The 21,502-nt window shown below is 31.4% G+C and carries 19 protein-coding genes; 9 read left to right on the forward strand and 10 right to left on the reverse strand.

The window, feature by feature from the left end; all coding sequences use genetic code 11:
• Positions 1-15: 15 nt before the first annotated feature.
• The 3 genes from PBN93_RS13830 to PBN93_RS13840 are packed head-to-tail and all read left to right on the forward strand — an operon-like array spanning position 16 to position 3,883.
• Entirely contained in the window at positions 16-2,064 is a 2,049-nt protein-coding gene (locus PBN93_RS13830; RefSeq protein ID WP_245799638.1) for a M1 family metallopeptidase, read from the forward strand.
• Positions 2,065-2,066: 2 nt separating this feature from the next.
• The gene (locus PBN93_RS13835; RefSeq protein ID WP_077405715.1) at positions 2,067-2,972 is read left to right on the forward strand and encodes a patatin-like phospholipase family protein; all 906 of its coding nucleotides are present in this window, start codon (positions 2,067-2,069) and stop codon (positions 2,970-2,972) included.
• Positions 2,969-3,883 (forward strand): patatin-like phospholipase family protein, encoded by a 915-nt coding sequence (locus tag PBN93_RS13840; protein ID WP_077405717.1) that lies wholly within the window; start codon positions 2,969-2,971, stop codon positions 3,881-3,883. Before PBN93_RS13835 ends, PBN93_RS13840 begins: the two co-directional genes overlap by 4 nt.
• Positions 3,884-3,956: 73 nt before the next feature.
• Here the strand turns inward: PBN93_RS13840 and PBN93_RS13845 are convergent, their stop codons facing one another.
• Positions 3,957-4,475: a DUF7935 family protein gene (locus PBN93_RS13845; protein WP_013622324.1), complete on the reverse strand. Its 519-nt coding sequence runs from the start codon at positions 4,473-4,475 to the stop codon at positions 3,957-3,959.
• 89 nt (positions 4,476-4,564) lie between these two features.
• Entirely contained in the window at positions 4,565-5,308 is a 744-nt protein-coding gene (locus PBN93_RS13850) for a hypothetical protein (RefSeq protein ID WP_271080881.1), read from the reverse strand.
• Between the two features lie 184 nt (positions 5,309-5,492).
• On the opposite strand from PBN93_RS13850, the gene PBN93_RS13855 reads away from it, so the two are divergent.
• Both PBN93_RS13855 and PBN93_RS13860 read left to right on the forward strand, forming a co-directional pair.
• Positions 5,493-6,242: a glycosyltransferase gene (locus PBN93_RS13855; protein WP_271080882.1), complete on the forward strand. Its 750-nt coding sequence runs from the start codon at positions 5,493-5,495 to the stop codon at positions 6,240-6,242.
• Between the two features lie 10 nt (positions 6,243-6,252).
• Positions 6,253-7,674: an ArnT family glycosyltransferase gene (locus PBN93_RS13860; RefSeq protein WP_271080883.1), complete on the forward strand. Its 1,422-nt coding sequence runs from the start codon at positions 6,253-6,255 to the stop codon at positions 7,672-7,674.
• A gap of 35 nt (positions 7,675-7,709) precedes the next feature.
• Here PBN93_RS13860 and PBN93_RS13865 read toward each other — a convergent pair whose 3' ends face one another.
• From PBN93_RS13865 to PBN93_RS13875, 3 genes are all read right to left on the reverse strand, one after another.
• The gene (locus PBN93_RS13865; RefSeq protein ID WP_271080884.1) at positions 7,710-9,290 is read right to left on the reverse strand and encodes an FMN-binding glutamate synthase family protein; all 1,581 of its coding nucleotides are present in this window, start codon (positions 9,288-9,290) and stop codon (positions 7,710-7,712) included.
• Positions 9,291-9,394: 104 nt separating this feature from the next.
• Positions 9,395-10,675 carry an amidohydrolase gene (locus tag PBN93_RS13870; RefSeq protein WP_271080885.1) on the reverse strand — a complete coding sequence of 427 codons (1,281 nt, stop codon included), beginning with the start codon at positions 10,673-10,675 and terminating at the stop codon, positions 9,395-9,397.
• A 60-nt stretch (positions 10,676-10,735) separates the two neighbouring features.
• Entirely contained in the window at positions 10,736-11,197 is a 462-nt protein-coding gene (locus PBN93_RS13875; protein WP_271080886.1) for a GNAT family N-acetyltransferase, read from the reverse strand.
• Between the two features lie 153 nt (positions 11,198-11,350).
• On the opposite strand from PBN93_RS13875, the gene PBN93_RS13880 reads away from it, so the two are divergent.
• From PBN93_RS13880 to PBN93_RS13890, 3 genes are all read left to right on the forward strand, one after another.
• Positions 11,351-13,672, forward strand: coding sequence for an ATP-dependent helicase (locus PBN93_RS13880; protein ID WP_271080887.1), 2,322 nt, complete (start codon positions 11,351-11,353; stop codon positions 13,670-13,672).
• Positions 13,673-13,750: 78 nt separating this feature from the next.
• Positions 13,751-14,353 carry a zinc ribbon domain-containing protein gene (locus PBN93_RS13885; RefSeq protein ID WP_271080888.1) on the forward strand — a complete coding sequence of 201 codons (603 nt, stop codon included), beginning with the start codon at positions 13,751-13,753 and terminating at the stop codon, positions 14,351-14,353.
• 64 nt (positions 14,354-14,417) lie between these two features.
• Positions 14,418-15,038 (forward strand): L-threonylcarbamoyladenylate synthase, encoded by a 621-nt coding sequence (locus PBN93_RS13890; protein ID WP_077405743.1) that lies wholly within the window; start codon positions 14,418-14,420, stop codon positions 15,036-15,038.
• Positions 15,039-15,118: 80 nt separating this feature from the next.
• Here the strand turns inward: PBN93_RS13890 and PBN93_RS13895 are convergent, their stop codons facing one another.
• From PBN93_RS13895 to PBN93_RS13905, 3 genes are all read right to left on the reverse strand, one after another.
• A complete protein-coding gene (locus tag PBN93_RS13895; protein ID WP_077405746.1) occupies positions 15,119-15,970 on the reverse strand; it encodes an OmpA/MotB family protein in 852 nt (283 codons plus the stop codon).
• 73 nt (positions 15,971-16,043) lie between these two features.
• Positions 16,044-17,048, reverse strand: a complete 1,005-nt coding sequence (locus tag PBN93_RS13900; RefSeq protein WP_077405749.1) for a glycosyltransferase family 2 protein — start codon at positions 17,046-17,048, stop codon at positions 16,044-16,046.
• Between the two features lie 37 nt (positions 17,049-17,085).
• On the reverse strand, positions 17,086-17,532 hold the full coding sequence (locus PBN93_RS13905; protein WP_077405752.1) for a type I restriction enzyme HsdR N-terminal domain-containing protein: 447 nt from the start codon (positions 17,530-17,532) through the stop codon (positions 17,086-17,088).
• 26 nt (positions 17,533-17,558) lie between these two features.
• Between PBN93_RS13905 and holA the strand changes: the two genes are divergently transcribed.
• The gene (gene holA, locus PBN93_RS13910; RefSeq protein ID WP_077405755.1) at positions 17,559-18,560 is read left to right on the forward strand and encodes a DNA polymerase III subunit delta; all 1,002 of its coding nucleotides are present in this window, start codon (positions 17,559-17,561) and stop codon (positions 18,558-18,560) included.
• Here holA and PBN93_RS13915 read toward each other — a convergent pair whose 3' ends face one another.
• Both PBN93_RS13915 and PBN93_RS13920 read right to left on the reverse strand, forming a co-directional pair.
• Positions 18,561-18,941 (reverse strand): DoxX family protein, encoded by a 381-nt coding sequence (locus tag PBN93_RS13915; protein ID WP_077405758.1) that lies wholly within the window; start codon positions 18,939-18,941, stop codon positions 18,561-18,563. It abuts the gene before it with no gap.
• Between the two features lie 122 nt (positions 18,942-19,063).
• Positions 19,064-21,475, reverse strand: coding sequence for an alpha-ketoacid dehydrogenase subunit alpha/beta (locus PBN93_RS13920; protein WP_077405761.1), 2,412 nt, complete (start codon positions 21,473-21,475; stop codon positions 19,064-19,066).
• Positions 21,476-21,502 lie beyond the last annotated feature (27 nt).

Raw genomic sequence — 21,502 nt, forward strand, 5'->3', positions numbered from 1 at the left:
CTGTTTTTAATTTGTATGCAATGCTTTGTTTTACAGGCACAAGAACAACAAAATGTAGATTTTTTAACTGCAAATATAGATGTACAACCAAATGAGCAATCTAAAAAAATTAGCGGTACTGTAACATATACTTTTAATGTGTTAGCTACTATAGATTCTGTTTTTTTAGATGCCAAAAAAATGGACTTTACAACAGTGTTACTTAACAATAAGCGTGTAAAATATAAGGTAGATGAAAATAGAATTACCATTTATAAAAAGCTAAAAAAGGGTAAAAAATATAATTTAAAACTTACTTATCAAGCACAACCAAAACAGACACTGTATTTTGTAGGTTGGAATAAAAAAGATGATAAAAACAATCAAATTTGGACACAAGGTCAAGGGAAATATACAAGCCATTGGCTACCAAGTTTTGATGATATGAATGAGAAAGTTATTTTTAACTTAACTATTACTTTTAATAAAAATTACCAAGTTATAGCTAACGGTAAGTTAAAAACAACTAGTGTAAAGGATAACTTAAAGGAATGGGAATTTAGGATGAAAAATCCAATGTCTAGTTATTTGTTAGCCTTTGCAATTGGTAATTACAGCGTACATAAAGAAGTCTCTGCTTCTGGTGTGCCTTTAGAGTTGTATTACTACCCAAAAGATTCAGCAAAAGTAGAAACCACTTATAAATACAGTAAAGCTATTTTTAATTTTTTAGAGGCAGAAATTGGTGTTGCTTATCCTTGGCAAGTGTACAAACAAATACCTGTGCGCGATTTTTTATATGCTGGTATGGAAAACACAACAACTACTATTTTTTCTGATGCTTATGTGGTAGATTCTCTGGCGTATAATGATACCAACTATGTAAATGTAAATGCCCATGAATTAGCCCATCAATGGTTTGGAGATTTAGTTACTGAGGTTAGTAGTAATCATCATTGGTTACATGAAGGTTTTGCAACTTACTATGCCTATTTAGCAGAAAAAGAAGTATTGGGAGAAGAGCACTTTAATTGGAAACTGTTTGCTACAGCTTTACAACTAGATAAGGTTAATCAAAAAAATAAAGGAGAAGCCTTAACAAATCCTAAGGCCAGTAGTTTAACCTTTTATGAAAAAGGTGCTTGGGCTTTACACGCATTAGTAGATTTAGTTGGTAAAAATGCTTTTAAAGAAGGAGTAAAAAACTATTTAGAAAAGCATAAATACAAAAATGTTACTGTAGCAGATTTTTTATTTAGTATAGAACAGGCAAGTGGTATTAATTTACAAGACTATAATTCTACTTGGTTAACAGCAAAAAACTTTCCAACAAATAAGGCAAAGGAAATTTTAAAAAAATCATCATCATCTATAACTACTTTTTATAAATTACAGAAAGAGCTTACCGTTAGTAAAGAGCTAAATAGTGTAATTATAGATAGGTATTGGAACAAGGCAACATCAAATCAATTAAAAAAATACATTGTAGAATTTTATTCTAAATCCCTATCAAATGCTGTTAAAAACGGTATTTTAAAGTCTAATGATGTTAAATTAAGGCAAAAATTACTCTTAAATACGCAAAAATTTACTTTAGAAGATATTGCCTATTTTGAATCTTTTTTAACGGATAAAAGTTATACTACTGTAGAAAATGCACTCTATAAGCTTTGGATTTACAATCCAGACAAGCGTGCAGTTTATTTAGAAGAAACCAAAGATATATTGGGCTTTTCTAATAAAAATGTGAGATTGCTTTGGCTTTCTCTCGCTATTATGACCAAAGAGTATAATGTAGCTTTAAAAAATGATTATTTAAAAGAATTAAGAAGTTATACAAGTGAAAAAGAGTATTTTGAAACTAGGCAGTTGGCTTTTTCTTATTTAAACGATTTATTTTATTTAGATGAAACTAATTTAGTAGATTTAATACACGCAACCAACCACCCTGTTTGGCAATTTAAAAGTTATGCAAGGAACTTGGTTAATGATATTTTAGAAAAGAAAGAGTATAAAAAAATGCTTTTAAAACTAGAGCCACAAGTATCTAAAGAAGATTTTAAATACATTAAAAGTAGATTGTAATTATGCGCGCAATGGTAATTTCTGGAGGAGGTAGTAAAGGCGCTTTTGCAGGAGGTGTTGCACAGTATTTATTGCAAGATGCTAAGCACAAATACCATATGTTTATTGGCACCTCTACAGGTAGCTTGCTTATTTCTCATTTAGCTTTGCAAAAAATTGAAAAAATTAAGAAAATTTATACATCCGTAAATCAAGATGATATTTTTAGCTCTTGCCCTTATACTATAACTAAAAAACAAGGTATAGAGACTATTGCAATTAATCATTTTAAAGTGTTAAAAAACTTATTACGAGGTAGTAAAACTTTTGGAGAGAGTTATCACCTTTTAAATCTGATAAAAAACTCTATTACGGAGCAAGAGTTTCTTCAACTTAAAAAAAATAATACAGAGATTGTAGTTACTGTAGCCAATTTGTCTTTAAATAAAGTAGAGTATAAATCTATTAAAAACTGTACTTATAATGAGTTTTGTGAATGGGTTTGGATATCTTGTAACTATACGCCTTTTATGAGCTTAGTTAAAAAAAATGGATGCGAATATGCAGATGGAGGACTAGGTAGTATGGTACCAATTGAAGAGGCTATAAAAAGAGGCGCAACAGTTGTAGATGCTATTATTTTACAAACAGAAACCAATTTATTTAATAGAATGCCATCTAAAAATGCTTTTTCATTATTAACTAATATGTTTGCTTTTATGGCAGATAGAATAGAGCAACAAAACATACGTATAGGTAAGTTTGTAGCCAACCATAACAATGCAATTATTAACTTTTATTATACTCCTACAGTTTTAACTACAAATTCTCTTATTTTTGAAGAGAAAAAAATGACCACTTGGTGGAGTAGTGGTTATAATTTTGCAAAAAACAAGAATACAGAAACCAACCATATAGATATAGAATGAGAGCATTAGTAATTAGTGGCGGCGGTAGTAAAGGTGCATTTGCTGGTGGAGTTGCTCAGTATTTAATGGAAATTGAAAATAGAGATTATGATATTCTTGTGGGAACATCTACAGGTAGTTTGTTAATTTCTCATTTAGCATTAAACAATGTTGGCTTATTGTATGATTTGTATACAAATGTAAACCAACGTAAAATTTTTAGTTTAAATCCTTTTGTGGTTAAACGAAAAGGAGATAGGGAGTTTGTTTCTATTAATTATTTTAATGTTTTATTACAGTTTATAAAGCGCAAAAGAACATTTGGAGAAAGTAGATCTTTGCGTTCTACTATAAAAAAGAACTTTACAATATCAGACTTTAGACAAATAATAGAAAACACGTCTAAAGATGTTGTGGTAACTGTCTCTAATTTATCAAAAAATAGAGTAGAGTATAAGTCTATTAGAGATTTTACTTATGAAGAATTTTGCGATTGGGTGTGGATTTCCTGTAACTATATACCTTTTATGTCTTTAGTAAAAAAAGATGGTTATGAGTACGGTGATGGTGGCTTGGGTTGTGTTTTACCTATTAGAGAAGCAATAGAACGTGGAGCTACAGAGGTAGATGCCATTATTTTAGAATCAGAAAAAATGGAACATAACAAAGTATTGGGGAAAAATCCGTTTTCTTTAATGCTTAGTATTTATGGGTTTGTTTTAGATCAAATAGAATATCATGATATCTCTGAAGGGGTTATTTATGCCAAACACAAAGGCGTTAAATTAAACTTGTATTATACTCCAACAAAACTAACAGAAAACTCTTTGGTTTTTAACAAAAAACTAATGGCGCAATGGTGGGAGCAAGGGTTTAGTTATGCAGAAAAAAAAGCAGCAAAATTAAAAGTTAGCATTCCTAACTCTAAATAATAAACAATTGTTATTATAAAAAAAAGACTGCTTTTAAAAGCAGTCTTTAGTATAAGTTAAAACGGATATAAGTTTACCAAAGTTCACTAATTTCCTTTTTAATGTAGCTTAATGCTGTAGCAGATGGAGATGCCTTATCCATTGTATCATTTAAAATATCTTCACGTAATTTATCTGCAGAATCTGCTTCACTCATAGCGGCTTTGCGTATGGTTTGTATTGTAGCGCTTTTAGCCGTTTTAATAATATTCCAGCTTTCATCAGACAAATATATTTGTTGAGACAAGTTGTGGTCAAACTCTTTTTCAATATTCTTTATTAATAAAGTTTCATATGCATTTTTATCATTACCAACAGGAGCAACACGTACTACTAAACTAGGTATAGATATACGCTCTAAAAATAAAGCCATACGCTCATAAGCTTGTAATCTGGTAGGTATGGTATTTTTTTGAGAATCTTTATGTAATAAAAAACGTCTTCTGCCTTCCTCATTTTTAGTATGCATTTTAAAAAAATAAAAAGCTACCATACCAGTTACTACACTTGGTAATAAATAGGCAAACATTTGTAATATTATTTCTGTTGTCATTGCGCGTTATATTTAAAGTTTGATTACGGTTGTAAAACGCACAATTTGCATAAAAATTATATGAATATTAAATATCAACAAACATCACATTAGTTAATACTTTTCATATGCTCTCTAACTCGCAAATAAAAGTTAGCATAGTCTGTATGTATTTTAAACAAAACAGTATTGTTATTCTGTGTAGTACTTTCTAAGCTAATACGCTCTGTAATAACATTAAACTTACTAACTAGGTTATTTTGTAATGCAGATAAGCTAGGGCTTGTACTAGTTATAGTTAATTTAGAGTCTATATTTAACTCTAGTATTTTAGATATTTTTTCAAGAAAAGCTTCTCCTGTAGCGCTTACTTTTGTTTTAGTAGCATCTAATATATTTTGCTCTGTCTCTGTAATAACAACTTCACCATTGGTTACTGCAATTTTAGCATTTTCGCCTAAAGACTGTTTAGCGTTTGTTAATATAACAATAGCAGTAGAATCGTTTTTACTAAAAGAGTCTTCAATAATGGAAAGTTGAGATTCCTTAGCCTTTAAAGCTTCTAAAGTTCTTGCCATATTTTTAGAATTTTGACTAGATACTTGCGTAAAGTTTTTAAGGTTGGTTAATAATGATTTATTTGCGTTTTGTAATTCTGTAGCTTGGTTTTTATACAAATCTGCTTCAGCCACACTTACTTTAGCAACTTTGTTTGCTTCTGCTAAGGCTATATTTGTTTGCGCAATACTATCTTTTAGTGCATCTATTTGTGCAATTAAATCGCTCTTTTTTTGTGAAACAGATACAATTGTAAAACATAAAAGTAGTAGGGTAGATAGGGTATTTTTTTTCATAAAAAGTATAAGATTTAAGAGACAAATTTAAACATTTAATTTAGCTTACAAATTATATTTTATAAGTTACATTTAATAGAGATGAATACATATGTAACTTAATAATAACGTAAAGATGTGTGGTAATAATGACTGGCATATTGTTTTTTAATATCTTGCACCCCAAAATTAATTAGTGTTGCATATGTCATATACTACCTGTGTAGTAATACCTTGTTATAATGAAGTTAAAGAACTTAAAAATAAAGTTTATAATGGCTTTCTAAATAAAGATACAGATACGCTTATTTGTTTTGTAGATGATGGCTCTACAGACGGTACATACAGAGAACTAAAAAGTTTAGAAAAACAGTACCCAACCAAGGTTGTAGTTTATAAAAACCCCAATAATGTTGGTAAAGCAGAATCAGTTAGAAACGGAGTAAATTTTGCTTGTGAAAATTATGAAATAAAACTTGTGGGTTATTTAGATGCAGATTTGGCTACATCTTTAGAAGAGTTTTATGCATTAACAAGCCATATAAACCAAAATGTTTCTTTTGTTTTTGGATCTAGAATTATGAAGCTTGGCTCTACAATAGAGCGCAAAGCATCTCGTTTTTTTATTGGGAGGTTTATAGCTACAGTAATTTCTATGATTTTAGATTTAAAAGTTTATGATACGCAATGTGGTTGTAAAATATTTAAAAAAGAGTTGGCTTTAGAAGTTTTTAATAAACCTTTTGTTTCTCGTTGGCTTTTTGATGTAGAAATATTTAATAGAATTGTAGTATTTTACGGTAAAGAAAAAGCATTAACAAAAATGTTAGAAGTTCCTTTAAAACGATGGGTAGATCAAGGAGATTCTAAAGTTAAAACCTCTTATTTTTTTCAGCTCTGGCTAGATCTTTATAAGATTAATAAAATATGTAAGGAAGGTGATAAAACACAATAATAATATAAATATGACTAATAAGAAAACTACCATAAATTATATGCTGATAGCTGTATTGTCTATCGTAGTATTTAGGTTTATAATTACAGGGGCTATACCTTTATTAGATAAAACAGAAGCTAGGTATGCAGAAATATCTAGGTTAATGCAAGAAACAGGGGAATGGGTTGTTTTGCAAATAGATTATAATGAGCCTTTTTGGGCAAAACCGCCATTATCTACTTGGATGTCTGCCGTTAGTTTTGAGCTATTTGGAGTAAATGAATTAACAGCAAGGTTACCATCATTTTTATTAGGTGTAGCAATGCTTTTTATACTGGGGTATTTTGTTAAAAAAACAAAAGTATCTCCGTTAGTGCCAGCTTTAGTTTTAGTTACTACACCAGAGTTTTTAATTCATATGGGCGTGGTTTCTACAGATTCTGCTTTGTGTTTTAGTGTAATGTTAATTATGCTATCATTCTGGAAAAGTATCTCATCAGACAAAAAAACAATTTGGAATTATCTCTTTTTTGTTGGTTTAGGCCTAGGTTTTTTAGCCAAAGGACCATTAGTACTGGTGTTAACTGGTGCTCCTGTGTTTTTCTGGTTATTGTTAAACCGCAAAACATTTTTCTCTAACTTAGGTAAATTACCTTGGATTGTTGGTTTATTAATTACTATAGCCATTGCATTGCCTTGGTATTTGTTAACAGAACAAAGATCACCAGGTTTTATAGATTATTTTATAGTTGGTGAGCATTTTAATAGGTTTTTAAAACCAGGATGGAGCGGAGATTTATATGGTCAGCCAAAAACACAACCATTAGGTTTAATTTGGGTATTTATGTTGTCTTTTTGTTTGCCTTGGTTTTATATAGTATTGGCAAAAATAGTAAAGTTTAAAAAGCGCATTTTAGATGATAAGTATGTAGCGTTTTTATTGTTTTGGTTGTTTTGGACACCAATTTTCTTTACCATATCTAAAAATATTTTACATACCTACATTTTGCCTTCTACAGTACCAATGGCACTTTTAATTGCACATTGGTGGCCAGAATACAAGCATAAAAAGAAGGCACTAATTGCCTGTTCTATATTTCCTATTTTAGTTTTTATAGCAGGTGCAGGACTTTTGGTTACGGACCAATGGAAAGTATATATGAACTCTGATAAATTACTAGTAGCTAAATCAGAAGAATTAAAAATTGATAAGAATCCGCCTATTTTGTACCTTGATTCTAAAACCTATTCTAGTCAGTTTTACAATAAGGGTAATGTTACAGACACCAGAGATAAACCTGCTAAAATAGACTCTATTTTAGAGGCTTATGATAAACTTTATATTTTATCGGATAAAAGAGAGTTTTACCTTTTACCTAAAAAGTACATAAGTAAATTACAGGTAATAGATACAACAAAAAAAGCACGGCTTTATTTGTACAATAAATAAGTGCTTTTGCTATTATAATTTAAAAAGAAACGAGCCTATTTTTTAGGCTCGTTTTTCATATATTCTTTTCCGCCTAAGTGTACACAATCATAAAGTTCTTGCATACCATTAAAAGGAACTTTTGCTTTGTTGTAACCATAGGTAAAAGCTAAACTTCTATTTAACTCGTTATCATCTAAGTTAACCTGTATGTCATCCATAGTGTATTGGCAGGGATGCTCATAACCAGATGCATGGGTAATCTCTATTAATTCTTTTCTAAAACTTTTAAAGTACTGAGCTAAACGATCTGACTTAAGAGGAACATTTATGCCTCTTTGTAACCATTGGTTTTGCGTTGCTATACCAGCCGGACACGTGTTTGTATGGCAAGATTGTGCTTGTATACAGCCTATACTCATCATAGCTTCACGTGCAACATTTATACAATCTACTCCCATTGCAAACGCCATTGCAGCTTTAGCAGGGAAACCAAGTTTACCACTACCAATAAACACAATTCTGTCTGTTAATTTTTTTTCTAAAAATAGTTTGTATAAGCTAGAGAAACCATAAACCCATGGTAAAGAAACGTGATCTGCAAAACTTGGTGGAGCAGCACCAGTACCACCTTCACCACCATCTACAGTAATAAAATCTGGACCTTTACCTGTTTTTAACATAATATCTGCTAGCTCTTCCCACTGATCTAATTTTCCTATAGCTCCTTTAATACCTACCGGCAATCCTGTTTTTTCTGCTATTTCTTCAATTAAATCTACCAATTCTGGTACAGTACTAAAAGCTTTATGTGTAGCCGGTGACAAAACATCTTTACCAATTTCTACGCCACGTATTTCTGCTAACTCAGCAGTTATTTTAGCACCGGGTAAAACACCTCCTTTACCAGGTTTTGCGCCTTGAGATAGCTTTATTTCTATAGCTTTTATGCAAGGGTTATTTTCTACTAAAGTAACTAGTTTTTCTAAAGATAAATTACCATCCTCAGATCTAACTCCAAAATAACCTGTTCCAAAATGAAAAACTACGTCGCCACCCTGTTTATGATACGGAGACAATCCGCCTTCACCTGTATTATGGTATGCGCCACTTTTTAAAACACCAATATTCATGGCTTCTACTGCTGCTGCAGATAAAGAACCAAAACTCATTGCAGATACATTTATTGCAGATGCAGGTCTAAATGGTTTTTTACGTTTATTGTATGCACCTATTACTTTAGCACAAGGTAAAAATGTTTTGTCTTTTGCGTTAGGATGGTTATCGTTAATTTTATAAGCCATCATTTGGTTTTTAACAAAAATATGCTGGTGTGCATACACATCTCTGTCTGTACCAAAGCCTTCGTAATTATTTTCTTTTTTGGCAGATGCGTAAATCCATCCGCGTTCTATACGGTTAAAAGGTAATTCTTCTCTGTTGTTAGCCACAAAATACTGTCTCATTTCTGGACCTATGCTTTCTAGCATATAACGTATATGCCCTACAATAGGAAAGTTGTGAGAAATAGTGTGCTTTTTCTGAAAAAAAATGTCTCGTATAGCAACTAAAGCCAATGCTAATAATACCCATATCCACCATGATATGTTAGCTATAAAACTTAAAAAAGAATCCATTGAAATTGTATTTGTTAAGTAAAACCATAAATAATTTAAATATGGTTTATTAATTATATTACAAAAATAACCAAATATAAAGTCATTTATTGTTTGGTTTTAGGTTATTTATTTAAATAATCTAAACTCATTTCTGTTAGTGTTTTTACACCTAAAATCATACCAGCATCATCAATTTTAAAGTCTGGAGTATGGTGTGGATACGCTTCTTTGTTTCCAGGAGTCATTCCGCCTAAAAAGAAATAGAAACCAGGTACAACCTCCTGGAAATAAGAGAAATCTTCTCCGCCAGTTGTAGCTTTAGTTAATTGCACATTTTTATTACCTGCAACTCGTTGCATTGTTGGTAACATTTGGTTTACTAAGGCAATATCATTATAAGTAATAGAGGTCTGACTTTCTACACTAAATGTTGCACTACCACCATATGCTTTAGCAATAGTTTCTGTCATTTCTTTCATTCTACGTAAAATAAGCTCACGCATATCTGGGTTTAAAGTTCTTACAGTGCCAATAAGTTCCGCACTTTCTGGAATAATGTTAAAACGTACACCACTTGTAATTTTACCAACAGTAATAACAGCTGCTTCTTCAGTTAAATTAGATTCTCTACTAATAATTGTTTGTAAACCATCTATAATTTTTGCAGAAATTACTATAGGATCTACACCAGACCAAGGTTGTGAACCGTGTGTTTGTTTACCTTTTACGTTAATAACAAAACGCTCTACTGCGGCCATTATACCCTCGGTTTTGTATTTAATAACACCTACTGGTGTACCAGAATTAATGTGTAATCCAAAAATAGCATCTACTTTAGGGTTTTCCATAACACCTTCTTTTATCATTAAAGCTGCACCACCTTCTTCTCCTGGAGGTGCACCTTCTTCGGCAGGTTGAAAAATAAACTTAACAGTACCATTTATTTTGTCTTTATTTTTAGCTAAAATCTCTGCAACACCCATTAAAATTGCTGTATGCGTATCATGGCCACAAGCGTGCATAACACCAGTTTCTACACCCAAAAAAGTATCTGTAACGTTAGATTTAAATGGTAAATTATTGCGTTCAGTAACAGGTAAAGCATCTATATCTGCCCTTAAAGCAATTACTCTGCCTGGTTTTTTACCTTTTAATATACCTACAACACCTGTTACAGCAACCTTAGTTTGTACCTCAATACCCAAAGATTTTAAATGAGCAGCGATTTTTTCTGCAGTTTTAAATTCTCTGTTAGATAGTTCTGGGTTTTGATGAAAATGATGCCTCCATTCTATAACCTTTTTCTCTATGTTTTTGTAATCGTTCTCTAACTTATAATTTTGTGCTTGTAGGGCAGCACCGCAAAGTAAGAGCGTTAAAATAAATTTGTTTTTAGTTTTCATATAATTCTAGTTAGTTAGTTAGTTAGTTAGTTAGTTAGTTAGTTAGTTTTTTGTCAGTAATTAAATTTTCATTCTCATATTTACCAAGTGCTTTTTAAAACCAGCTTTTTCGTATGCTTGTAATGCAGCGGTATTTTTGCTATACACATCTAGTCTAACTTCGGTAATGTGCTGCTTTTTTATCCAAATAAATAAAAAATCTATAATTTTTTTATTTATTCCTTTGCCGCGGTATTGGGGATCTACATACATAAAACCCAAATACGCGTAGGTGTTGTGTTTTAAATGTTTTTTAGCTTCTTTAACAGTGGCGTAAGCAGAACCAATAAGCGTATTGTTTAATGTAGCAACAGCCACAAGTGTTTTAGGGTCTTTTAATAAATCTTCAATACTGTAATAAGAAATTGGATCTGGTTTAAGAGTTTCATCAAAAGGGCGCTCTGCATAAATAATGCCTTGTTCAAAAGATTTTAAAGTTTCTAAATCTTTTAATTCTGCTGCTCTAATTTCAATTTTTTTCAATATTCTTATGGTTTAAATTGTAGTATTCTCTAAAGATATTTAAAATTAAACTGCTATTAAATTTTATTGTTTATAATTATTAAAACTACTTGTTTTATCTGGACTTAATTATGGTTAAATTTACACTTCTCTAAATTATATAAGAAAAAACAATTGGAAGAATTTATTGCCCAACTAAACGAGGCTCAAAAAGCACCTGTTTTACACACAAAAGGACCATTAATGGTAATTGCCGGAGCTGGTTCTGGTAAAACTAGGGTGTTAACATACCGTATTGCATATTTAATACAGCAGGGTGTAGACCCTTATAACATTTTATCGCTTACGTTTACTAACAAGGCTGCAAGAGAAATGAAAGTGCGTATTGCAGATATTGCTGGTAGTGCAGAGACCAAAAGTTTATGGATGGGGACTTTTCACTCCATTTTTGCAAAATTATTGCGTTATGAAGCAGATAAGTTAGGGTACCCTAACAATTTTACTATTTATGATACGCAAGACTCACAGCGTTTAATTGCATCTATAATTAAAGAAATGCAGTTAGATAAGGATATATATAAGTACAAGCAAATACAAAATAGAATATCATCTTACAAAAACAGCTTAATTACTGTTAAGGCATATTTTAATAATCCAGATTTAATAGAGGCAGATGCAATGGCAAAACGCCCGCGTACTGGTGAAATTTATAAAAATTATGTGGATAGATGTTTTAAGGCAGGAGCAATGGATTTTGATGATTTATTATTAAAAACCAATGAGCTTTTAAACGTTTTTCCAGAGGTGTTGCAAAAATACCAAAATAGGTTTCAGTACATAATGGTAGATGAGTACCAAGATACAAACCACTCACAATACTTAATAGTAAAAGCTTTATCAGATAAATTTCAAAATATTTGTGTGGTAGGGGATGATGCACAAAGTATTTATTCTTTTAGAGGAGCAAATATTAGTAATATTCTAAACTTTCAAAAAGATTATGATAATGTTGCAATGTATAGGTTAGAGCAAAACTACAGATCTACTGGTAACATTGTAAATGCCGCAAACTCTATCATAGAAAAAAATAAAAATCAGCTTGAAAAAGTTGTATGGACCTCTAATGATGATGGGCCACTAATTAAAGTTCATCGTAGTATTACAGATGCAGAAGAAGGTAGGTTTGTTGCAGGAACTATTTTTGAAACTAGAATGAACGAGCAATTGCATAATGGAGAATTTGCAGTATTGTACCGTACAAACTCACAATCTAGAGCAATTGAAGATGCTTTGCGAAAAAGAGATATACCTTATAGAATTTATGGTGGATTATCTTTTTACCAACGTAAAGAAATTAAAGATGTTTTGGCATATTTAAGGTTAGTAATTAACCCTAAAGATGAAGAGGCATTAAAGCGTGTTATTAATTTTCCGGGCAGAGGAATTGGACAAGCCACAATTGATAAATTATTGGTGACAGCTAACCATTATGGCCGTTCTATGTTTGAAGTTATGGAAAACATAGATAAAATAGAATTAAAAATAAACGCTGGTACCAAACGTAGATTAACAGAATTTGTTAATATGATTAAAGGTTTTCAGATAATGAATAAAGGAGCAGATGCTTTTTCTTTGTCTGAACACGTAGCTAAAAAAACAGGTATTCTTTTAGAGTTTAAAAAAGATGGTACACCAGAAGGTATTGCCAAAATGGAAAACATAGAAGAGCTTTTAAATGGTATAAAGGATTTTGTTGAAGGGCAAATGGAACTTGCTGATGCAACAGGTAATATAGCAGAATTTTTAGAAGATGTTGCACTTGCTACAGACTTAGATAATGATAAAGGTGATGATGACCGTGTTGCTCTTATGACTATACATATGGCAAAAGGACTAGAGTTTCCGCACGTATTTATTGTTGGTATGGAAGAAGACTTGTTTCCATCAGCAATGAGTATGAACACGCGTACTGAGCTTGAGGAAGAACGAAGATTATTTTATGTAGCTCTAACCAGAGCAGAAAAACAAGCGTATTTAACGTATACAGAAAGTAGATATCGTTGGGGTAAATTAGTAGATGCAGAGCCAAGTAGGTTTATAGAGGAAATAGATGAAAAGTATATAGAAAACCTAACTCCGGTAAGTAATTATAAGTACAAATCTTTAATAGATAAAAACATTTTTGGTGAAGTAGATAAAAGTAAACTTAGACAAGTTAAACCTGTGTCTGGCATACCACCAAGTGCCCCTAAACCAAATGAAAACCAGCTGCGTAAGTTACGTAAGTTAAAACCAGAACTTGCACAACCAATAGCTAATAATACCAACCTAGATCCTAATTTGGTAGAAGGTGCAGCAGTTAACCATACTAGGTTTGGTAGGGGAGTTATACTTAAAATTGATGGTGTTGGGAACGATAAAAAAGCAGAAATTAAGTTTGATAAGGGTGATATAAAAAAATTACTGCTACGTTTTGCTAAGTTAGAAGTACTGTAAGCCGTGATGTATTTTTCTTACTAAATAGTTTTATTTGCATTATATTTATTACAAATAACAACCACAAAGCCTTTTAGTATGATTTTTTACGGATCTAATTCATCACATTTAAAAACAAAATTAACAAGACAAATACCTTGTGCTAACTGTAATGAGAGTGCAAAATTTAATGTAGAAGTTTATGGTAAGTACGCACATTTGTATTGGATACCAATTTTTCCAATAGGTAAAACAGGCGGTGCTGTTTGTTCCAATTGTAATACTGTTTTTGAGCCAAAGCAAATGGATCATAACTTAAAAATAGAATACCAAAATGTTAAAGAAGAGGCTAAAACACCTATTAAGCATTTTTCTGCATTGTTTTTAATTGTTTTAATAATAGGAGGTCTAGCTTTTTCTTCATTTTTAGACAACAAAAATTCTGAAAAATATATTGCTAACCCTATGGTTAATGATTTGTATGAGTTTAAAACCGAAGCTAATTATTATTCTACAATGAAAATATCTACAATTTCTGATAGTATTTACTTTAGGTTTAATGAATACGAAACCAATAAAAAATCTGGAATTTCTGAAATTGATATCCCCAAGAATTATGAAGATGAGGAATTTGGATATACAACTGAAGAATTACAGGGACTTTTTAAAGACAATATTATTTATGAGGTAAAAAGAAACTAAGGGTATTGTAAGTTTTTTTATAATACTAAGACTTATTTTTATCTGCTATTAAATACATAAAATTATGGCTCAGTTTATTAAAATATACCCAGAGAATCCTAATGCAAATGCAATTAAAAAAGTTGTAGATGTGTTAAAAAAAGGAGGTTTGGTTATATACCCTACAGATACTGTTTACGGTCTAGGTTGTGATATAACCAATACTAAGGCTTTAGAGAAAATAGCACGTATTAAAGGAGTTAAGCTTGCCAAAGCTAATTTTTCATTTATTTGTGCAGACCTTAGCAATTTGTCTGAGTATGTAAAACAAATTGATACAGCTACATTTAAAATTTTAAAAAGAGCATTACCAGGGCCTTATACTTTTATATTGCCTGGTAATAATAATTTACCTAAAGATTTTAAAAAGAAAAAGACTGTAGGTATACGTGTGCCAGACAACTCAATAGCCAATGCCTTGGTACAAGCACTAGGTAACCCCATAGTGTCTACATCTATTAGAGATGAAGATGAGTTGTTAGAATATACTACAGACCCAGAATTAATTTATGAAAAATGGGATAATTTAGTAGACATTGTTATAGATGGTGGTTACGGAGACAATACGGCATCTACTGTTGTAGATTTATCTGATGGCGAACCGGAGATAATAAGGGAAGGTAAAGGAAGTATAGATATATTTTAATTGTAAATAAAAATATAAGTTAAGGAATAAAAAAAGCCTCGCATAATGCGAGGCTTTCTTATTATAAATAATAATTAATACTATTTGTTTATTGCAGGATCTTTCATTCCTTCTTCAATCATACTATAAAACTGATCAATTTTAGGAAGTACTACAATTCTTGTTCTTCTGTTTTTAGCTTTATCTGTAGAAGATACTGGTATGTATTGAGATCTACCTGCAGCTGTCATACGCTTAGGATCTACTCCGTACTCATTTTGTAATATACGAACTACAGCAGTTGCACGCTTAACACTTAAATCCCAGTTGTCTAATAAAACACCTTTTCTGTAAGGTACAGCATCTGTGTGTCCTTCTACCATAAATTCAAAATCTGGCTTGTTATTTACAACTTGTGCAACTTTACCTAATACTTCTTTAGCTCTTGTTGCTACGTTGTAGCTACCGCTGCTAAATAATAATTTATCAGATATAGAAACAAAAACTACACCTTTTTCTACGCTAATTTCAATATCCTCATCATCTAAGTTTCCAAGAACACCTTTTAAACTTTGTACTAAAGATAAGTTTACAGAGTCTCTACGTGTAATAGCGTCATTTAATTTACGTATTGTTAAATCTTTTTCTTTTAAACTTTCTAAAGATTTCTCTAAATTTTCTGCACCCTTAGCAGATAAATCTGTTAGGTTACCCATATTATCTACTAACACTTGGTTGTTTGCTTTAAGAAAATCGTTTTGGTCTTCTAAAGTTCTTAACCTTGCATCTGCTGTAGCTTTTTCTTCTATGCAGCTATTTAGCTTAACTGTTGCTGAGTTTAATAAATCTTCAGTTTCTTTATTTTTTGCCTCTAACTCCGCATATTTCTTTTGCGATACGCAAGAAGATAATAATATTGTAGCTCCTAAAGCGCCTAAAAAAATCTTTTTCATATTCATATTACTATTAATTGTTATTTGTTTCAAAATTATATAAAATGTTCTATCTATCGGTATTATAATTTAGTTAATCTTTTACTAAATTGTTAAATTCCTTATTACCATTTACGAAATAAGACCACACAACGGATTTAATTAAATAATATTTTTTTGTATTATTGTTTAATCTTCTCTTTTTTAGTGTTTTAGGGATATTCCAGTAAAAACTAAAGTGTGCTTTTACAATAGCCAAACAATGCTTAAATCTCATTTGTGTCAAAAATCGTAAACCTGCTATACCATCCAACAATAACCTTGCCATAACTATAAAAAATGCCTTATAAAGTGATGTATTTTTTACAATACTAAATAAAGAATTTCTAAAGTTTAAAAATGTTTTTTTCGGATTCATTTCACTAAGTGTAGATCCGCCTAAATGGTATACTGTAGATGCACCTACGTACATAATTTTTAAACCTCTATTTTGCGCACGCCAACATAAATCTATTTCTTCTTGGTGAGCAAAGTAATCTTCATCAAAACCACCTAAATCAAAAAATGTAGTTTTACGTATAAATAAGCAAGCGCCACTTGCCCAAAATATGGGCAAATTGTCATTGTATTGCCCTTTGTCTTCCTCTAATGTGTCAAAAATTCTTCCTCTACAAAAAGGGTATCCAAAACTATCTAAAAAACCACCAGCTGCACCGGCATACTCAAAATGAGTTTTCTTTTTTAAATCCAAAATTTTTGGTTGTACAATAGCTGTGTTTAAATCTTCATTAAAATAATTTAAAATAGGAGTTAACCAATTAGGTGTAACTTCTACATCAGAATTAAGCAAACAAAAAATATCTTCTTTTACGTGCTGCAATGCATCATTATAGCCTTTGGCGTAACCGCCATTACTAGCGTTTAATATTATCTCTACGCTAGGGAAATTATCTTTAATAAATTGTACAGACGAGTCTGTAGATGCATTATCTGCAACATAAATTTTTTGGTTGTTAGCATATTTTATAACCGAAGGCAAAAAACGTTCTAATAGTTGTACGCCATTCCAGTTTAAAATAACAACAGCAATTTTAGGCATAATTTATATGTTACTTTATCTATGTTCTGTTACAAATTTAACGGTTAAAATCAGGAATATCACGTAAAAACGTATAATTATCTTCTGTACTATTTGTTTTACAATAAAAATGATTTAATCCGTTAGTTACCATTAAATAATTTGCATCTAATTGCATATTGTAACGTGCAATTTGGTCAAAAGTAGCTTGTGTAATTGTAATTTCAGGAGCTTTACATTCTACCAAAATGTTAATGTTTCCATTAGGTTTAAAAACAACAACATCATACCTTTTTTTTAAGTTATTAATAACCAGTTGTTTTTCTACATTAATAAGGCTAATTGGGTATTTTTTTTGATAAATAAGATGGTGTACCACGTGTTGCCTAACCCATTCTTCAGGTTGTAAAACCACAAACTTTTTTCGTATTACATCAAATATATAGACTTTATTTTCGCTATTTTTGAAACGGAAGTTGTACGTAGAAAAATTTAGCTTCTGCATACTGCAAATTTGATGATTTTTTTTAAATGGACGAAGTAAAAAAACTAATCTCCGATATAAAAAACGGAAACGTAAAACCTATTTATTTTTTAATGGGAGAGGAGTCTTATTACATTGATAAGATATCTGAATATATTGAAAAATCTGTATTAACAGAAGAGGAGCGCGGTTTTAACCAAATGGTGCTTTATGGTAAAGATGTTACTATTGATGATATAGTGTCTAATGCTAAGCGCTACCCAATGATGGCAGAAAAGCAAGTTGTAGTTGTAAAAGAAGCCCAGCATTTGTCTAGAACTATAGATAATTTGGCTAGTTATGCTAATAACCCGCAGTTAACAACAGTGTTGGTCATTTGTTACAAATATGCTAAGCTAGATAAGCGTAAAAAGTTGTACAAAGCAGTACAAAAAAGTGGTGTATTATTTGAGAGTAAAAGTTTATACGAAAATAAAGTTGCAGACTGGATAATGAAAGTTCTTAAAGGTGGTGGTTATACTATAACGCCGGTTGCCGCACAATTACTTGTAGAGTATTTAGGAACTAGCTTAAGTAAAATTAATAATGAGTTAGAAAAACTAAAAATTGTAATTACTAAAGACACACAAATTACACCAGCCACTATTGAAGAGCATATAGGAATTAGCAAAGATTTTAATAATTTTGAGCTTAAAAAAGCAATAGGTGAGCGTAATACCTTAAAAGCTGCTAGAATTATAAATTATTTTGCTCAAAATCCAAAAGACAATCCTTTTGTGGTTACGGTAACTGTTTTACATACTTATTTTACACAAATACTACAATACCACGGATTAAAAGACCACTCTAAGAGCAATGTGGCTAAAGTTTTAGGAGTAAACCCTTATTTTGTTAATGAGTACCAAACAGCTGCCAGAAATTTTCCAATGAAAAAGGTAAGCGGAATTATATCTGCATTACGAGATTTAGATCTTAAAGGCAAAGGTGTTGGTGCGTATAATATGTCTCAGGCTGACTTGTTAAAAGAGCTTTTGGTAAAAGTTTTTTAATTATTTACCATCTACACTTAATCTACCAGGACCTAATAGAAATATAATTACAAAAAATAAAAGATAAAGTACCGCCATTTCTTTTACACTAAACGGATCTGCACCGTGTTGAACAAATGCCGCAATTAGCATTGTTACAGCAGTTGGTACGGCAAACCATCTTGTTTTGTATCCTAATATTATAAAAATTGGACATAAAACCTCGCCAATAACTGCTAAAAATAATGATGGGCTAGCTCCAATACCTATAGGGTCTGGAAATTTTATTTCATCACCACTAAAAAAGTTTTGTAATTTAGGTATTCCGTGTGTAAGCATCATTGCAGACGGCACAATACGTAAAAGTGCCAATCCTATGTTTGTCTTAATATTATCTCTCATTATCTTAGGCTCCGGGGATAAAAAAATCTATGTATTCCAAATTTAGAAATATTTTTCTAATACACGAAAAATAACAGCTAATAATAGAGTAAAATTTAGACAAAAAGTGTTATTTACAACAATTACCTCAATTTTGGAAAATTACTAGGATTAGTTTCGTGCATTATTGCGTATATTTTTTCAAAAATATCTTCAGCATTTGGCTTAGAAAAATAATCGCCATCTGTTGCATATGCAGGTCTATGGGCATTAGCAGTTATTGCTTGTGGCATACTGTCTAAATACTTATAAGCTCCTTGCTTTTCTGTTATTTCTTGTATTAAATAAGCAGAACATCCACCAGGTACATCTTCATCTACAACTAGTAGTCTGTTGGTTTTTTGCACACTTTTTAATACATCATGATTTATATCAAAAGGTAGTATACTTTGTGCATCTATTACTTCTATATCAATACCAACTTCTAGTAATTCTTTTGCAACTTGTTGCACAATACGTAATGTAGAACCATAAGATAATACAGTTAAGTCTGTACCTTCTTTTACTGTTTCAACAACACCTATAGGTGTACAATGTTCGCCTAAGTTTGCTGGCTTATCTTCTTTTAATCTGTAGCCATTTAAACATTCTATTACTAAAGCAGGCTCATCAGACTTTAATAGCGTATTGTAAAAACCAGCTGCTTTAACCATATTACGTGGCACAAGAATATGCATGCCTCTTAATAAGTGTATAAAACCTCCCATTTGTGAACCAGAATGCCAGATACCTTCTAATCTGTGTCCTCTTGTTCTAATAATTAACGGCGCTTTTTGTTTGCCAACTGTACGGTATAACAATGTAGCTAAATCATCACTTAATGTTTGTAAGGCATACATTAAATAATCTAAATATTGTATTTCGGCTATTGGTCTTAAACCCCTAAGAGCCATACCAATTCCTTGGCCAATAATAGTAGCTTCTCTAATGCCAGTATCTGCAACTCTATGTTCTCCGTATTTAGCTTGTAAGCCCTCTAGTCCTTGATTTACATCTCCAATAGCTCCTGCATCTTCACCAAAAATTAAAGTGTTAGGGTTGCTTCCAAAAATGTGATCAAAATTATCTCTTAGTATTACTCTACCGTCTACAGATTCTGGGTTTTCATCATAAACTGGTTTAACCTCTTCTATATTTGTAGCTTTGTTAGGTAAATTACTATATAAATGAGAGCTATACTTAGGTTGCATTTCATTTAAGTAATCTGTAATCCAGTTGGTTAAAGCTTGTTTTTCAGGTGAGTTTTCACCTATTAAATAACGCAAAGCTTTCCTTGCACTAGATGCTAAGTCTCTTTTTATAGGTTCTTCAATTGCAATTAAATCGTTTTTAATTTTTGCAATAAAGTTTTTGTTTGGGCTTTTACTAGCAGCATTTTCTAAAAGAACAACTAACGTTTTTTTAGCTTCTTTATTAGGGTTAATAAATTCTGCCCAAGCTTCTTTTTTGGCAGTACGTACTTCTTTTTTTGTTTCTTTATCTATAGCTGTTAGTTCTTCTTCTGTAGCTATATTGTTTTCTATAATCCACTCTTTAAAACGCTTGTTACAATCGTTTTCTTTTTCCCATTCTAATCTTTCAGGAGATTTGTATCTCTCGTGAGACCCAGAAGTAGAGTGGCCTTGTGGTTGCGTTAATTCTTTTACATGAATAAGTACAGGAACGTGCTCTGTTCTTGCAATTTCAGATGCATTCTCGTAAGCATGAATTAAAGCGGTATAATCCCAGCCATTAACTTTTATAATTTCATATCCTTTATTGTCTTCATCTCTTTGAAAACCTTTAAGAATTTCAGAAATATTTTCTTTTGTAGTTTGGTGTCTTGCGTGTACAGATATACCGTAAGCATCATCCCAAACACTAATTACCATAGGTACTTGTAAAACACCTGCGGCATTTATAGTTTCAAAAAAATGGCCTTCGCTTGTACTTGCGTTACCAATTGTACCCCAAGCAACCTCATTACCGTTATTTGAAAATTTGGTGGCATCAATACCAGAAACATTTCTGTATATTTTAGATGCTTGTGCTAAACCTAATAATCTAGGCATTTGCCCAGCAGTTGGAGAAATATCTGGACTACTATTTTTTTGTTCAGTTAAGTTTTTCCAGCTTCCATCTTCGTTTAAGCTATGTGTGCCAAAATGCCCACCCATTTGTCTTCCAGCACTCATTGGATCTTTGGTAATATCTGTGGTGGCGTATAAACCGTGAAAAAACTGTTTAGCGTTTAACAGTCCTAAAGCCATCATAAAAGTTTGGTCTCTATAGTAACCACTTCTAAAATCACCATTTTTAAAAGAACGCGCCATTGCTAATTGTGGAAGTTCTTTACCGTCACCAAAAATGCCAAATTTAGCTTTACCAGTTAAGACTTCTCGTCTTCCTAATAAGCTGCACTCCCTGCTTAGTACGGCTATTTCATAATCTTTAATGATTTGCGATTTAAAATCGTCGAAAGAAATATCGTCTTTTGTTTGTGGTTTTACGCTCATAGCTTACGAAGTTATATTTCTGCAAAA

Origin of the sequence: Cellulophaga omnivescoria (assembly GCF_027915275.1) — a bacterium.
GTDB lineage: Bacteria > Bacteroidota > Bacteroidia > Flavobacteriales > Flavobacteriaceae > Cellulophaga > Cellulophaga omnivescoria.